Origin of the sequence: Rhodococcus sp. BH5 (assembly GCF_027583855.1) — a bacterium.
GTDB classification, from domain to species: Bacteria; Actinomycetota; Actinomycetes; order Mycobacteriales; family Mycobacteriaceae; genus Rhodococcus_F; species Rhodococcus_F qingshengii.
On the sequence record NZ_JAJHVW010000005.1, the window covers coordinates 227,733 to 241,659 of the forward strand.

The following is a 13,927-nucleotide window of genomic DNA, read 5'->3' on the forward strand; positions in this document are numbered from 1 at the left end:
GGTATCCGTTGCCCGAATGGGAGTGAATTTTGCTCCGGGTTCAGGCTCGCTCGCGGATCCAGTCGAGTATGTCGGGAATGGCTGCTTCGATCTGGTCTCGCACCAGTTCGAAGTCCTCCTGATCCCCGTAGTACGGGTCCGGAACCGATTCTCCGTCCGCCTCGGGGTCGAACGATCGCAGTAGGCGCCGACGCTCGGTGGGCACGCCGAGATGAGCAAGCTCACGTTCGTGCCCGGTGTCGAGGGCGACGACAAGATCGGCGGCGAGATGATCTGCATTGACCTGCGCGGCACTGTGGCCCGTCGGATATCCGGCCGCTCGGAGCACGACGTTGGTCCGCTCGTCGGCCTCGCTACCGGTGTGAAACCCCTCGGTACCTGCACTGCTGACACGGACTCGGTCGGCGAGGCCTTCACGGTCCAGATGCGCGAGCAAGATCTTTTCGGCCATCGGTGACCGGCAGATATTGCCGGTGCACACAAACGTCACATGAAGTGGTTCAGTCACGTGGAGTGGTTCAGTGGCGGCCATCGAGAAGTCCTCCCAGTTCGGATGCCGACGATACGGAGCGAAACGCTTGCCGCGCTTCCTCGGCGGAACCGTAGCCCCATTCGACGACGACGGTGGGGATGCCGTACTTCGCGGCGCCGAGCACGTCGTGATCACGGTCGCCGATCATGAGAACGTCGGGGGTTCCGCCGTCGGATGCGAGGACGGGAGTGATCCCGAGTGAGGTCAGCGAATGCGCGATCACATCGGGTTTAGCCCGACGAGTTCCGTCGTCACTCGCGCCGCCGATGAACTCGAAGTGCTCGGCCAGGCCGAAATGCTCGAGGATTCGAATGGCGAATCGCTCCGGCTTGGAGGTGGCGACGGCCAGTCGGGTGCCGCTCGCGCGAGCCTTACCCAGGACGACGTCCATGCCTTCGTACACCGAGTTCTCCTGCCACCCGGTCGCGTCGTAACGCTCGATGTACGCGGCGATCGCCCGATCCACGTCCGCCGGGGCCATACCGAGTGACCTGAAGGTGTCGACCATCGGCGGGCCGATCACCGATGCCAACATCGCTTCCGTCGGCTCCGGATGGCCGACAGTTGCCAACGCGTGTCGGAAGCCGCCGTGAATGCCGGGAGCGGAATCGGTGATGGTGCCGTCCAGATCGAACAGAACTACGGGAAAGCGGTCGAGCGGTGGTGTCGTCACGGCACTCATTGTCCCGGACGGCAGGGGTGATGTCCGCGCACGGTGCTCGACCGTAGGCTGACCGGGTGAGTACCGGAACGGTTGACCTGGAGAGCTTGCGACATCACGGCGATGTCGAAGCGGAGCCCGGGTTACTCGATTTTGCCGTCAACGTTCAAGGCTCCGGCCCGCCGAAGTGGTTGCGGGATCGGCTGGCCGCAGGGCTGGCGACGCTCGGTTCGTACCCGTCGGCCGCAGCGGAACTGAAGGCTCGCGAAACGGTCGCGCAGCGGCACGGGCGCCGGCCCGAAGAGGTGTTGTTGCTCTCGGGCGGTGCCGAGGGATTCGCGATGCTGCCGCGCCTGGGCGCTCGTTCGGCAGCGCTGATCCATCCGTCGTTCACCGAGCCGGAACTGGCACTGCGAGAGGCCGGTGTGCCGGTGACTCAAGTGATTCTGGAGCCGCCTTTCGAGCTTCGGACCGCGCAGGTACCCGAATCCGCGGACCTTGTCGTTCTGGGCAATCCGACCAACCCGACGTCCGTGCTTCACCCCAAGGCCGATGTGTTGGCATTGCGTCAGCCGGGCCGGATCCTGGTGGTGGACGAGGCCTTCGGCGACGCGGTCCCTGGCGAAACGGAGAGCATCGCCGGTGTCGAGTCGGCGGATGTACTGGTCCTTCGGAGCCTGACCAAGACGTGGGCGCTCGCCGGATTGCGGTGTGGATACGCGATCGGCTCTCCCGATCTTCTGGCTCGACTCAGTCACGGCCGAGCCCACTGGCCATTGGGCAGTCTGCAGATCGAGGCCATCACGGCGTGCTGCGAACCGTTTGCCGTCGAGCAGTCGAGGATCAAAGCCGACGCGATTGCCGTGGACCGCCGAGACATGTCGCGGCGACTGACCGAGATCGGGATTGCCGTGCACCAACCCGCTGCGGGGCCGTTCGTGCTCATCGATGTCCGTGACGGCGCCACGATGCGAGAGCACCTGCGTGCCCGCGGAATCGCCGTCCGCAGGTGCGACACCTTTCCCGGACTCGGCCCGGATCGGCTGCGCGTGGCCGTCCGTCCAGCCGAGCAGGTTGCGGTACTGATCGAAGCGATGAAGGAGATCTTGTGAGTGGCCCCACCCTTGCGGACGTCATAGCCGTGCTGGAATCCGCGTATCCGCCGGCCCTGGCGGAATCGTGGGACTCGGTCGGTCTGGTCTGCGGCGATCCGGCCGACGCTGTGACGAGAGTGGTTTTCGCGGTGGATCCGACCGAGGCAGTGGTCGACGACGCCATCGCCTCCGGTGGCGACCTTCTGGTCGTTCACCATCCACTTCTGCTGCGTGGGGTGGACACCGTCGGTGCTCACACACCCAAAGGTGCGTTGGTTCACAAGCTCATCAAGGCGGGATGCGCACTGTTCTCGGCGCACACGAATGCGGACTCGGCCGACCCCGGAGTGTCCGACGCGTTGGCGCAGGCTCTGGGCCTGACCGTGCTTCGCCCGATCGAACCCAAGCCGACGCAGCCGCTCGACAAGTGGGTCGTCATGGTTCCGGTGGAGAATGCATCGGCCGTGCAGGATGCACTTTTCGAGGCCGGGGCTGGGCGGATCGGTGACTACAGCCAGTGCAGTTGGACCGTCACCGGTACGGGTCAGTTCCTGCCCGCCGACGGAGCGAATCCGACGATCGGGACCGTCGGCGCTGTGGAGCAGGTTCGCGAGAATCGTGTGGAAGTGATTGCCCCTCGCGGAAAGCGAAGCGCAGTGCTGGGCGCATTGCGTGCCTCCCATCCGTACGAGGAACCGGCCTTCGATGTCTTCGAACTCGCAGCGTTCCCCAGTTCACTCGGACTGGGGCGGTTGGGTGAGCTCGACCACCCCGAAACCTTGCGGGAATTCACCGCGCGAGTGGCGCGCTCACTGCCCTCGACCGAGTGGGGTGTTCGCGCGGCCGGAGATCCAGACGCGACCGTTCGTACCGTGGCGGTGTGCGGCGGTTCCGGCGACTCGTATCTCGACGTGGTGGCGGCACTGGGCGCCGACGTCTACGTCACTGCGGACCTGCGGCATCATCCCGCGGACGAGCATCTACGCGCCGGTGGCCCGGCTCTGGTCGACGTCGCGCACTGGGCGAGTGAATACCCGTGGTGCGCACAGGCGAAATCGGTGCTCGACGCCGCGTTTGCCGACAATCCGGAGTGGGAAAGCCGGGTTTCGACAATTCGCACCGATCCGTGGTGTTTGAGTGCGCATTAGTGCAGCGCTCTGCAAGGTACGGTTGCACGAACAATTCAAGAGCAGTTCTTCGAGAGCCGTCCTTCGCGAGCACTGCCGACATCGGACTTACAGCAGGAGTTATACAGCGTGAACGTCGAACCACAGGTGCAATCCAAGCTTCTCGACCTCGCCGGGGTGGATGCTGAGCTCACTCGGATCACCCACCGACGCGGAGCGCTTCCCGAGCAGCAGGAAGTCGAACGTCTCGAGGCTGAGCGAATCAGCCGTAAAGACGCGTCCGTAGCCGTCGAAATCCAGATCGACGACATCGATCGCGACATTCGCAAGCTCGAAGGCGAGGTCGACGCGGTTCGTCAGCGCGAGGATCGTGACCGCACACTCCTGCAGAGCGGGTCGGTCGGGGCGAAGCAGCTCACCGAACTCGAACACGAACTCGGCAGCCTCGTCCGGCGTCAGGGGCTCCTCGAAGACGAGTTGCTCGAAGTGATGGAGCAGCGTGAGGCGTTGCAGGCCGATCACGATCACGCCGGTGCCCAGCTGTCCCAGGCCGAAGAAGAGCTGATCGACGCCAAGCGTCGCCGCGACGATGCCGTCGCTGATCTGGACAAGGCGCAGGAGCGTTGCGCCGCCGATCGTGAACGACTCGTCGGTGAATTCCCCGCCGATTTCCTTGCTGTATACGAGAAGCAGCGCAGCCTGGGCGGACCGGGCGCGGCGCTTCTGCAGGCACGCCGATGCGGCGCTTGCCGGATCGAGATCGACCGCGGCGAGATCTCGCGAATTGCCGCGACACCGGCCGACGTCGTCGTTCGTTGCCCAGAGTGCAATGCAATCATGGTGCGTACCAAGGAGTCCGGTCTGTGACTCCCACGCAGGTCATCGTCGAGGCCGACGGTGGATCGCGCGGCAACCCCGGCCCGGCCGGCTACGGCGCCGTGGTCTTCGACGCCTCGCGCTCGGTGTTGGCCGAACGCAAGGAAAGCATCGGTATCGCGACCAACAACGTCGCCGAGTACCGCGGACTGATCGCCGGGTTGACCGCTGCCGGTGAACTCGGCGCGTCGAAGGTCGACGTCCGCATGGATTCCAAGTTGGTCGTCGAGCAGATGTCCGGGCGCTGGAAGGTCAAGCACCCGGACATGATTCCGCTGCAGCGGCGCGCTGCCGAGCTGGCGACGCAGTTCTCGCGAGTGACCTACACGTGGATTCCTCGCGGCGAGAACTCTCATGCCGATCGTCTTGCCAACGAGGCGATGGACGCGGCTGCCGGCATCGAAACCGGCCCAGTCGCACCTTCGGCCCCCGCACCTGCTGCACCTGCCGCGCCGTCCGAAGAGACGTCGGAGCCGCAGATCGCCGGCTCTCCGGGATGGATCGCCACCACCGGCAAGCCGACACGAATGTTGTTGCTACGTCACGGACAGACAGCGATGTCGGTCGATCGCCGGTACTCCGGACGCGGGAATCCGGAGCTCACGGAACTGGGCCGCGCGCAGGCTGCCGGCGCAGCCGGACGCTTCGGGAACCGAGGCGGTATCGACGCCATCGTCTGCTCACCCCTCGGCAGAACCCGTGAGACGGCAGAGGCATCGGCCCGCGTGCTCGGTTTACCCGTCGTCGAGCACAAGGGTTTGATCGAAACTGATTTCGGCGACTGGGACGGACTCACGTTCCGCGAGGCAGCCGAGCGTGACCCGGACCTGCATCGCGAATGGCTCTCGGACACTTCGGTGCGTCCACCGGGCGGCGAGAGTTTCGACGAGGTACGCGAACGAGTCGTCGCCGCGCGTGACGACCTGATCTCGACCTACGGCGGCGCGACGCTGTTGGTCGTCTCTCACGTCACCCCGATCAAGACTTTGGTGCAGCTGGCCCTCGATGCCGGGCCGTCGTTGCTGTATCGGTTGCATCTGGATCTGGCGTCGCTGAGTATCACCGAGTTCTATCCCGACGGGGGAGCCTCGGTCCGGTTGGTCAACGACACGTCACACCTTCGCTGAAAGAGCCCCGACGGCTGATCAGCCTCTGATCAGATCACCAACCACAGGGCACTCACGGCGGCGAGCAATGTCAGTGGCGTCGTGATGACCCCGAGCAGAGTGAATGTCGCCAGCGTGGGCGGTGCGCCCGCGCTGGTGGCGACTCGTCGCCAGAGCATCGTTGCCAGTGAGCCCACGTAGGTGAGGTTGGGGCCGAGGTTGACGCCGATCAACATCGCAAGCACCAGCGCTGGAGGTGCCGCCGTTCCGAGCGCTGCGATCATCAGCAAGGTTGCCGGCAGGTTGTTGACGAGATTGGACGCAACCGCCGCTACCGCGGCGACAAAGAGCAGCGAGCCGTAGCTGGTGTCGCCTGGCAGGATCTGCGCAATCCATTCACCCACCGGCCCGTTCGCGACTCCGGCGACGATGATTCCGAGAACCAGGACGAACGCGCAGAACCAGAGGTCGGCAGCGTAGAGCATCTTGGCGGCGGTCGTACGGTGCCGAGACAGAGCGATCGCTCCCAGGACACTCGCACCCACCACCGCGATCCAGGCGGGCTCGATCCCGAAGAAACCCGAAACCGCGAAACCGAGCAGCGTCATTCCGATCACCGTCAGCGGCAGAATCGGCGCAGGCGCAGATCTGGCTGCCACCGGCGGTTCGGCGCTGTCGCCCCGCGCGAGTTCCGAACGGAAGAACAGTCGAAAAATCAGGTACTCGACAGCGATCGTCACAACCCACGGCAACGCCATCAATGCGGTGAAGTGCAAGAACGTCAAACCTGTTGCAGCAAACGCGATGAGGTTGGTCAGATTCGATACCGGCAGGAGCGTCGACGCCGAGTTCGACAGGTGCGCACTGGCATAGGAATGGGGCCGCGTACTTGCTCCGATGGATCGTGCGGCCGCGATCACCGCGGGTGTCAACAGCACGACGGTGGCGTCGAGGCTCAGGACCGCCGTGGTCAGGGCAGCGGCGCCGAAAACGTAAATCAGCAACCGGTGTGGATCGGCGAGGGATTTTTGCTGCAGGATCTGGCTGACCCAGCGAAAGACGCCGAGAGCGTCCGCGGCATGAGCGAGAACCAGCACGGCAACCAGGAAGACGACGGTGGGTGCCATGCTCGTCAGTTCTTCGCGGGCTTCGTCGAGAGTTACGACGCCGGTCAGGAGAACGATGACGGCTGCCGGCCCCGCGATGACGATCTCGGGAAGCCCGCGTGGACGCACTATCGCAAAGACGAGTACGGCGGCGACGAGCAGGATGGGAAGAAGAGTCACGCGTTGGTGCTCCGTGTCGGGGCGAGCGTCATTTGAGCAGTTTGTAGAGCGTGTTCAGGTTTCGGGTTGTGGTGAACGCCTTGAACTTCGGTTTTCCGGTGTTCCGGCCGAACGCGCTCTTGACGGTCTGCCCCTTCTCGACCTCCCAGTACAAGACTCCGTCGCCTGCCGCCACACGCTCGACCGAGGCATCGAGTTGCGCTGCCGCAGTGCTCAATTCCTCCAGGATTTCCGGCTCGGAGGCAACCATCGCATAAGCGTGCCAACCCTCGCGTTCGCGCTCGAACGGGTAGTTGTCCACGATCGCCTGCAGTGTCGGAAGGTCGAGGACGAACACCCAAGCCTCGTAGCCGAACTCGCGGGCAAGGGCGGATTCGATCTGTTTCTTCAGCGTCGGGATGTCGGTGCTCGGACTGTCGAACAGAACGTTGCCTGAGGCCAACACGGTTTTCACCCCTTGGAATCCGAGGTCACCGAAGACTCTCGCCAGGTCCGCCATCTTGATGTTGATGCCGCCCACGTTGATACCGCGTAGCAGGGCCACGTACCGAGTCATACGGTGACCATAGTGCCGGCCACCGACAGGCGCCCGGTAGCATACGGGGGCGGACGAGTTGGCCGGGCGGCCGCGGCTTCTGGAACCAGCGCGTATCGCGCACAGGCCTGGGGCCGAGGAAAGTCCGGACTCCACAGAGCAGGGCGGTTGTTAACGGCAACCCGAGGCAACTCGCGGGACAGTGCCACAGAAAACAGACCGCCTGCCTTTCGAGGCAGGTAAGGGTGAAACGGTGCGGTAAGAGCGCACCAGCACCTCGGGTGACCGGGGTGGCTAGGTAAACCCCGCCCGGAGCAAGGTTGAAGGTCGCATCGCTCGCGGTGCGGCTGCGCAGGTGTTCGAGGGCTGCTCGCCCGAGCCTGCGGGTGAACCGCTCGAGGCACCCGGCGACGGTGTGCCCAGATGGATGGTCGCCACTCGGCACTTCGGTGCCGCAGGACAGGATCCGGCTTACACGCCGACTCGTCCGCCCGCGATCTGCACAGTGAGAAAAAGAAGACCCCCACCGGATCGGTGGGGGTCTTCCTTGTTCGAAAAGCTGTCAGACAGGCTTGATGACCAGCAGCGTAGCCCAGTACGTTGCCGCGTCATGGCCCATGAGCGGGAGGAGGTAATCGTAAAGAATTGCGGACATGCGCACTCCATTTTCTGTTCGTAGCTTGTGTTGGGCATTCAAGCAGAACTCACCGTTCGAATGTCCGGTTCTCACCTGCCAGGCCAAGTAGAAAGAATATCAGTCTCACAGCGATCTACAAGCTTCTATCTCACTCTGATGTCACACTGTGGATATGACTGATGAAGATCGACTCTGGTACTTCGACGTGTCCGACGGTTCCGTCACGCAGGGAAAGGGTGCGTCCTCGCTGACGAGGATGGGGCCGTACCCTGATCGGGACTCTGCCGAGCATGCATTGAAGATCGCTGCCGAACGCAACAAAGCCGCCGATCGGGCAGACGAAGACTGGAACAACTGAGCCTTGGAATAACTGAGCCTTGGAACAGCCGGGACTCGAACAACTGGGACCGGTACTGCTGCTACACCGGCCCGAACCGATCATGGAGGATGCGTGCCCGCAAGTCGAATGATGGTGCAGGGAATCGACTTCGGAGTGGTTCGGGCGGAGTTCGACTTGCCAGGAGCATTCTCGGCTGCGGCGCAGGCCGAGGCCGAGAATGCCGTGGATCGTTTCGGTGCCGGGCGTGTCGACGAAACGGGTATCGCCTTCGTGACCATCGACCCTCCCGGATCGATGGACCTCGACCAGGCAGTGCACATCGAGAAGATTTCGACCGGGTACGTCGTGCACTACGCGATCGCCGACGTCGCGGCGGTGGTGACGCCGGGTGGCGCTCTCGACATCGAAACCCGCAAGCGGGGCCAAACCTTCTATCTCCCGGACGGTTCCGTCCCGCTGCATCCCCGAGCGTTGTCGGAGGGATCGGCGAGTCTGCTGCCGGACGTGGTTCGTCCCGCCGCGCTGTGGCGGATCGAACTCGACGCGCAGGCCGAGCCGACGTCGTGGCAGGTGAGACGCGCTCTGGTGAAATCGGTGGCACGTCTGGACTATTCGACCGTGCAGCGCGATGCCGACGCGGGAACCTTGCATCCGTCCATCGCCGCACTACCGGAGTTCGGACGATTGCGCAGTGTCTCGGCGGTTGCCAGGGGTGCCATCGAGCTGAAACTGCCCGAGCAGTCAGTGGTTCGGGATCAGCCGGAGGACGAGTCCTCGGCTCGCTGGCGGATCGAACTGGAGCCACGCACCGAAGCGGACGACTGGAACGCAGAAGTGTCGCTGCTGACCGGGATGTGTGCCGGCCGCATGATGATCGACGCAGGTATCGGGTTGCTTCGCACGCTGCCACCGGCCGAGGAGTCCGCGGTTCGGACCTTGCGGAGAACTGCAGTGGCGCTGGGTATCACGTGGCCGGAGGGGCAAAGCGTCGGGCAGATTCTTGCCGGACTCGATTCCAACGAGCCGTCGACTATGGCGCTGATGTCGGTTGCGCCGTCGTTGCTGCGCGGGGCAGACTACGCGGCCTTCGACGGCCGACTACCGGAGTTGACGGTGCATGCGGGGATCGGAGCGCCCTACGCTCACGTGACTGCTCCGCTGCGCCGGCTGTCCGATCGTTTCAGCACCGAGGTGTGTCTGGCGATCACAGCTGGTACGCCGGTACCGGAATGGGCGCGCACTGCACTTCCCGAGCTGCCCGACATCATGAGTGGGTCCGACTCGCTGGCGAACAAGGTCGACCGTGCGTGCATCGATCTGACCGAGTCCACGCTGCTCGACGGCCGGGTCGGCGAGGTCTTCGACGCAGTGGTGATGCGCGCCAAGGACGGAAAGCGCTCGGCGGAAGTGTTTGTCCCGTCGGTCGCGGTGATTGCGAAATGCGTCGGAACGCCCGACGACGGTGAGCGCGCAAAGGTGCGACTCACCGCCGTCGACACCGTCAAACGGACGGTGGAATTCACGTTCCCGGCGTAGGGAGCTGCCGGTAAGAATCGGTGGCTTCCACCAAGTGATGTGCGATGCCGGGCTCCATCGCGGAGTGTCCGGCGTCGTCGACGATCACGAGCTTGGATTCGGGCCACGCCTTGTGCAGCGCCCACGCGCTGGTGGCGGGGCAGACGACGTCGTAGCGGCCCTGGACGATCGTCCCCGGAATGCCGTGCAGTGCGGAGCTTTCGCGTAGGAGTTGGTTCTCGTCGAAGAACCCGCCGTTGACGAAGTAGTGGTTCTCGATACGGGCGAAAGCCAAGGCGAACCGGGTCTCGGAGTTCTGTTCGATCTTGTCCGCCTGTGGGTACAGGTAGCTCGTCGATCCTTCCCAAGCCGACCAGGCGATGGCTGCGCGGGCCGCGACGTCGGGGTCTTCGGAATGGAGCAGTTGGTGATAGACCGCGACGAGGTCTTCGCCGCGCTGCGCCTCGGGTACCGGTTCGAGGAATTTGTCCCAGCGCTCCGGGAAGATGTTTCCCGCGCCGCCGTTGTAGTACCAGTCGATCTCGCTACGACGCAGGAGGAAGATCCCGCGCAGGACCAGCTCAGTGACGCGCGTAGGAAACGTTTCGGCGTACGCGATGGACAGCGTGGAACCCCAGGACCCGCCGAAAACCATCCACTTGTCGATCGAAAGATGTTCGCGCAGGGCTTCGATGTCGGCCAGCAGCTTGTCCGTCGTGTTCACCGACAGGTCGGCGCCGTCGGCAACGTGAGGGGTGGACCGCCCGCAGCCGCGCTGGTCGAGTAGAACGATGCGGTATGCGGCCGGATCGAAGAACTGGCGTACCGCCGGTTGCGCACCACCGCCGGGGCCACCGTGCAGGAACACCACGGGCTTGCCGTCCGGATTTCCGCTGACTTCCCAGTACATGCTCTGGCCGTCACCGACATCGAGGAAGCCGGTGACGAAAGGCTCGATCGGGGGATACAGACTCCGGAGAGTCGACGGCTGCCCTGAAGTGGCTGACGTGTCGGTCATCAGAAGCCCACCAGGCCGGAGGCGAGATCGGGGATCTCGAGTGCGGAAATCGCGCCGCTCCGGACGTCGGGGCACGCGGCTGAGGTTGCCGCGTCGATGCTTTCGCGGTTCTGAGCGAGATCGAGCAGGTTGATGCCGTTCTGCGTCGCCCACGTGATGACGATCGTGTTCAGTCCGCCCTTGCCGAGCGTCGGGGTGACGGTCCGCCAGTTCTGCAGCTGCCCTTCCATATCCGAGCACAACTGCTGGACTTGAGCGTCGGTGAACGTCGAACCGGACGCGGTTGTTGCCGGCGCCGTCGTGGTGGAACTCGCGGGCGTAGTGCTGCTGGGCGCGGGAGAGTTGGTGGACCCTCCCGCGCATCCGCTCAGCACCGTGACGAGAGCTGCCGCGCCGACTACAGCTGCGGCAGTAGAACTTCGACGGTTACCGATCATTGAACGCACCCCTGGCTGGTTGAGAGACAGGCGGCGTTCGCCGGTCTCGGATCAGAAACTGTGTTCTGCGGCCGGGAATGCGCCAGTGCGAACTTCTGATGCATAGGCTGCGGCTGCGGAACGCAGTTCGTCACCGACGTTACCGAAACGCTTGACGAACTTGGCTGTCTTACCGCTCGTGTAACCCGCCATGTCCTGCCAGACGAGTACCTGAGCGTCGCATTCGGAACCGGCCCCGATGCCGACGGTGGGGATGGTGAGTTTGCGGCTGACCTGGCCCGCAATCTCGGCCGGAACCATTTCCATGACGACGGAGAACGCCCCGGCTTCCTGGACTGCAATGGCGTCCGCCACAAGCTGCTCGGCCGCGTCGCCGCGACCCTGGACGCGGAATCCGCCGAGCGAGTTCACGCTCTGCGGGGTGAATCCGACGTGAGCCATGACGGGGATGCCGGCCGAGGTGATAGCCGCGATCTGCTTACTCATCCGCTCGCCGCCCTCGAGCTTGACGGCGTGCGCGAGGCCTTCCTTCATGAACCGCGTCGCAGTCGACAGGGCCTGCTCGGCGGAACCCTCGTACGTGCCGAAGGGGAGGTCGGCGACGACGAGTGCGTGCGGGGCGCCGCGAACGACGCCACGCACGAGCGGGAGCAGTTCGTCGACGGTGATCGGCACGGTGGTGTCGTAGCCGTAGACGACGTTGGCGGCAGAGTCGCCGACGAGCAGCACCGGGATGCCTGCGTCTTCGAAGATGCGTGCCGTGGAGTAGTCGTAAGCGGTGAGCATCGACCAGCGTTCGCCGTTCTGCTTCATCTCGGCGAGGTGGTGAATGCGCGTCTTACGCTTCGGTGCATCGGTAGAGCTTGCAGTGGGTACAGAAACTGCACTGGGTACAGAACCGTAGAGAGGTGTTTCGGACATCGTTGTCCCTTTCTGGCCTCGAGGCCCTGAGCGTTGATCGCCTTCGGGTCCCCGGGTGTGGGTGATGACGTGTTCAGTCTGCCACCGGACATCGCCGACACGAATAGTTGACGGGGTGCAATGGGTCACATCACCGCGCGCGTATCAGGTAGGTGCCGAGACGAGGCGAACCGCTGGCTATCGCGGTTTCCTGGCACCATCGATGGCATGTCGAAGTTCGTTCGCCTCTCCGGTGCCCTCGCCGGAAGCGCAGCAGTGCTCGTGTTGGTTGTCGGTTGCACCAGTTCGGAAGGCACGCCCGAATCAGTGGAACCTGCTGGTTCTGCCGCGTCCGCGGTGCCGTCCGGCCTCGAGAAATTCTACGAGCAGACGCTCGACTGGGGTTCGTGCGACCAATTTGTCGAAGAAGGAACTGCGCCGCTGGGGCGTGGGGTCGACTGCGCCGAGGTGAGCGTTCCCGTCGACTACGCGAATCCGAACGGCGACACCGCGAAGGTGGTGATCTCGCGTTCGAAGGCAACCGGCGACCGCATCGGCTCACTGTTGCTGAACCCCGGCGGGCCGGGTGGGTCCGGGCTGTCGATGGCGACCTCGGGTTCGGGCACCGAATTGCAGGAACGTTTCGACATGATCGGCTTCGATCCGCGGGGGATCGGGGCGTCGACCCCGCAGGTTCGGTGTTTGACGCCGGAGGAGACCGACGCGGAGCGTGCGGAGGTCAACGTCGACATGACGCCGGAGGGCATCGCTCTCGCCGAGGCGGACAGCAAGGACTACGCCGCCAAGTGCGCTGAGCGGACCGGTACGGAGTTCCTCGCTCATGTCGGTACCTACGAGGTGGTGCGAGATATGGACGTCATTCGGGGCGTTCTCGGCGATCCGAAGATGAACTACCTCGGGTTCTCGTACGGGACCCGGCTCGGATCCACGTACGCGGAAACCTTTCCGCAGAACGTCCGAGCGATGGTCCTCGACGGCGCGCTCGACCCCGAGCAGGATCCGGTCGACGAAGTGGTCTTGCAGGGGCAGGGCTTCCAAGGCGCGTTCGACGCCTTTGTCGCCGACTGTGTCTCGCGAACGGATTGCCCGCTGGGTGATGATCCGGCGCAGGCGCAGGCACGCTTTCAGGCACTCGTCGATCCGTTGATCGAGAAGCCGGCACAGACCACCGATCCGCGCGGGCTGAGTTATTCCGACGCGATCACGGGCGTGCAGCAAGCTCTGTACTCGCCACAGTTGTGGACGCCGCTGCGTGGGGGTCTGTCGAGTCTGGCCGACGGACGCGGCGACTCGCTGCTCAATCTCGCCGACATGTACGAAGGCCGTGAGGATGACGGCAGCTACTCCAACATCAACGACGCGTTCAACGCCATTCGCTGCGTGGACGATCCGGCAACCACCGACCGCGCCGAGGCGGGCGAATCCGACACTCGGTACCGCGAGGCGGCGCCGTTCCTCGACGACGGCCGCGGGACGGGTCAAGCGCCGCTCGACCTGTGCGCGTTCTGGCCCGTTCCGGCTACCGGCAGCCCTCACGCGCTCGACCCCCAGGCGCTCGCTGACGCCGGTCTGCCGCAGCTGGTCGTCGTGTCCACGACGCAGGATCCGGCGACCCCGTATCAGGCCGGAGTGGATCTCGCGAAGCAGTTGGGCGCTGCTCTGATCACGTTCGACGGAACCCAACACACGGTGGTTCTGGACGGAAACTCCTGCGTCGACGATGCCGTCGTCGACTACTTCGTTTACTTGAAGGCTCCGGAAGAGGGTCTGACATGTTAACCGGCGCGACGCCGTACGCTGCGCCTATTCGATGGTGACCAATCACTCTGTTAACCGGGACCA

14 protein-coding genes and 1 other RNA gene are annotated in these 13,927 nt (G+C 64.3%); 8 read left to right on the forward strand and 7 right to left on the reverse strand.

Annotated elements, in window-relative coordinates:
• Positions 1-40: 40 nt before the first annotated feature.
• Both RhoBH5_RS15130 and RhoBH5_RS15135 read right to left on the reverse strand, forming a co-directional pair.
• Entirely contained in the window at positions 41-532 is a 492-nt protein-coding gene (locus RhoBH5_RS15130; protein WP_007735468.1) for a low molecular weight protein-tyrosine-phosphatase, read from the reverse strand.
• Positions 519-1,214, reverse strand: coding sequence for an HAD hydrolase-like protein (locus tag RhoBH5_RS15135; protein WP_270008474.1), 696 nt, complete (start codon positions 1,212-1,214; stop codon positions 519-521). Before RhoBH5_RS15135 ends, RhoBH5_RS15130 begins: the two co-directional genes overlap by 14 nt.
• Before the next feature lie 56 nt (positions 1,215-1,270).
• On the opposite strand from RhoBH5_RS15135, the gene cobC reads away from it, so the two are divergent.
• The 4 genes from cobC (at position 1,271) to RhoBH5_RS15155 (ending at position 5,417) form a co-directional block, all read left to right on the forward strand.
• Positions 1,271-2,305, forward strand: a complete 1,035-nt coding sequence (gene cobC / locus RhoBH5_RS15140; RefSeq protein WP_050656437.1) for an Rv2231c family pyridoxal phosphate-dependent protein CobC — start codon at positions 1,271-1,273, stop codon at positions 2,303-2,305.
• Positions 2,302-3,435 (forward strand): Nif3-like dinuclear metal center hexameric protein, encoded by a 1,134-nt coding sequence (locus RhoBH5_RS15145; RefSeq protein WP_270008475.1) that lies wholly within the window; start codon positions 2,302-2,304, stop codon positions 3,433-3,435. The genes cobC and RhoBH5_RS15145 overlap by 4 nt, the downstream gene beginning before the upstream one ends.
• A 108-nt stretch (positions 3,436-3,543) precedes the next feature.
• Positions 3,544-4,281: a zinc ribbon domain-containing protein gene (locus RhoBH5_RS15150; protein ID WP_003941604.1), complete on the forward strand. Its 738-nt coding sequence runs from the start codon at positions 3,544-3,546 to the stop codon at positions 4,279-4,281.
• The gene (locus RhoBH5_RS15155; RefSeq protein ID WP_042445757.1) at positions 4,278-5,417 is read left to right on the forward strand and encodes a bifunctional RNase H/acid phosphatase; all 1,140 of its coding nucleotides are present in this window, start codon (positions 4,278-4,280) and stop codon (positions 5,415-5,417) included. The genes RhoBH5_RS15150 and RhoBH5_RS15155 overlap by 4 nt, the downstream gene beginning before the upstream one ends.
• Positions 5,418-5,446: 29 nt before the next feature.
• Here the strand turns inward: RhoBH5_RS15155 and RhoBH5_RS15160 are convergent, their stop codons facing one another.
• Positions 5,447-6,682 carry an SLC13 family permease gene (locus tag RhoBH5_RS15160; protein ID WP_042445760.1) on the reverse strand — a complete coding sequence of 412 codons (1,236 nt, stop codon included), beginning with the start codon at positions 6,680-6,682 and terminating at the stop codon, positions 5,447-5,449.
• Between the two features lie 28 nt (positions 6,683-6,710).
• Positions 6,711-7,238 carry a DUF1697 domain-containing protein gene (locus RhoBH5_RS15165; RefSeq protein WP_007735458.1) on the reverse strand — a complete coding sequence of 176 codons (528 nt, stop codon included), beginning with the start codon at positions 7,236-7,238 and terminating at the stop codon, positions 6,711-6,713.
• 54 nt (positions 7,239-7,292) lie between these two features.
• Here RhoBH5_RS15165 and rnpB point away from each other — a divergent pair.
• The 3 genes from rnpB (at position 7,293) to RhoBH5_RS15180 (ending at position 9,730) form a co-directional block, all read left to right on the forward strand.
• Positions 7,293-7,707: RNase P RNA component class A (gene rnpB, locus RhoBH5_RS15170), an RNA gene on the forward strand.
• Positions 7,708-8,026: 319 nt separating this feature from the next.
• On the forward strand, positions 8,027-8,212 hold the full coding sequence (locus tag RhoBH5_RS15175; protein WP_007735457.1) for a hypothetical protein: 186 nt from the start codon (positions 8,027-8,029) through the stop codon (positions 8,210-8,212).
• A gap of 108 nt (positions 8,213-8,320) precedes the next feature.
• The gene (locus RhoBH5_RS15180) at positions 8,321-9,730 is read left to right on the forward strand and encodes an RNB domain-containing ribonuclease (RefSeq protein ID WP_007735456.1); all 1,410 of its coding nucleotides are present in this window, start codon (positions 8,321-8,323) and stop codon (positions 9,728-9,730) included.
• Here RhoBH5_RS15180 and pip read toward each other — a convergent pair.
• The 3 genes from pip to panB are packed head-to-tail and all read right to left on the reverse strand — an operon-like array spanning position 9,714 to position 12,085.
• On the reverse strand, positions 9,714-10,727 hold the full coding sequence (pip, locus tag RhoBH5_RS15185) for a prolyl aminopeptidase (protein ID WP_270008476.1): 1,014 nt from the start codon (positions 10,725-10,727) through the stop codon (positions 9,714-9,716). The two genes, RhoBH5_RS15180 and pip, sit on opposite strands and share 17 nt — an antisense overlap.
• A complete protein-coding gene (locus tag RhoBH5_RS15190) occupies positions 10,727-11,164 on the reverse strand; it encodes a hypothetical protein (RefSeq protein WP_007735455.1) in 438 nt (145 codons plus the stop codon). Before RhoBH5_RS15190 ends, pip begins: the two co-directional genes overlap by 1 nt.
• A gap of 51 nt (positions 11,165-11,215) precedes the next feature.
• Positions 11,216-12,085 (reverse strand): 3-methyl-2-oxobutanoate hydroxymethyltransferase, encoded by an 870-nt coding sequence (panB, locus tag RhoBH5_RS15195; RefSeq protein ID WP_064074745.1) that lies wholly within the window; start codon positions 12,083-12,085, stop codon positions 11,216-11,218.
• A 207-nt stretch (positions 12,086-12,292) separates the two neighbouring features.
• On the opposite strand from panB, the gene RhoBH5_RS15200 reads away from it, so the two are divergent.
• A complete protein-coding gene (locus RhoBH5_RS15200) occupies positions 12,293-13,864 on the forward strand; it encodes an alpha/beta hydrolase (RefSeq protein WP_030537557.1) in 1,572 nt (523 codons plus the stop codon).
• Positions 13,865-13,927: the final 63 nt, after the last annotated feature.

Bases quoted from the DNA above. Each gene is read 5' to 3' on its own strand.
- RhoBH5_RS15165 (WP_007735458.1), bottom strand. From the start codon at position 7,238: ATGACTCGGTACGTGGCCCTGCTACGCGGTATCAACGTGGGCGGCATC.
- RhoBH5_RS15175 (WP_007735457.1), top strand. From the start codon at position 8,027: ATGACTGATGAAGATCGACTCTGGTACTTCGACGTGTCCGACGGTTCC.
- RhoBH5_RS15190 (WP_007735455.1), bottom strand. From the start codon at position 11,164: ATGATCGGTAACCGTCGAAGTTCTACTGCCGCAGCTGTAGTCGGCGCG.
- RhoBH5_RS15130 (WP_007735468.1), bottom strand. From the start codon at position 532: ATGGCCGCCACTGAACCACTCCACGTGACTGAACCACTTCATGTGACG.
- RhoBH5_RS15200 (WP_030537557.1), top strand. From the start codon at position 12,293: ATGTCGAAGTTCGTTCGCCTCTCCGGTGCCCTCGCCGGAAGCGCAGCA.
- RhoBH5_RS15180 (WP_007735456.1), top strand. From the start codon at position 8,321: ATGATGGTGCAGGGAATCGACTTCGGAGTGGTTCGGGCGGAGTTCGAC.
- pip (WP_270008476.1), bottom strand. From the start codon at position 10,727: ATGACCGACACGTCAGCCACTTCAGGGCAGCCGTCGACTCTCCGGAGT.
- RhoBH5_RS15135 (WP_270008474.1), bottom strand. From the start codon at position 1,214: ATGAGTGCCGTGACGACACCACCGCTCGACCGCTTTCCCGTAGTTCTG.
- panB (WP_064074745.1), bottom strand. From the start codon at position 12,085: ATGTCCGAAACACCTCTCTACGGTTCTGTACCCAGTGCAGTTTCTGTA.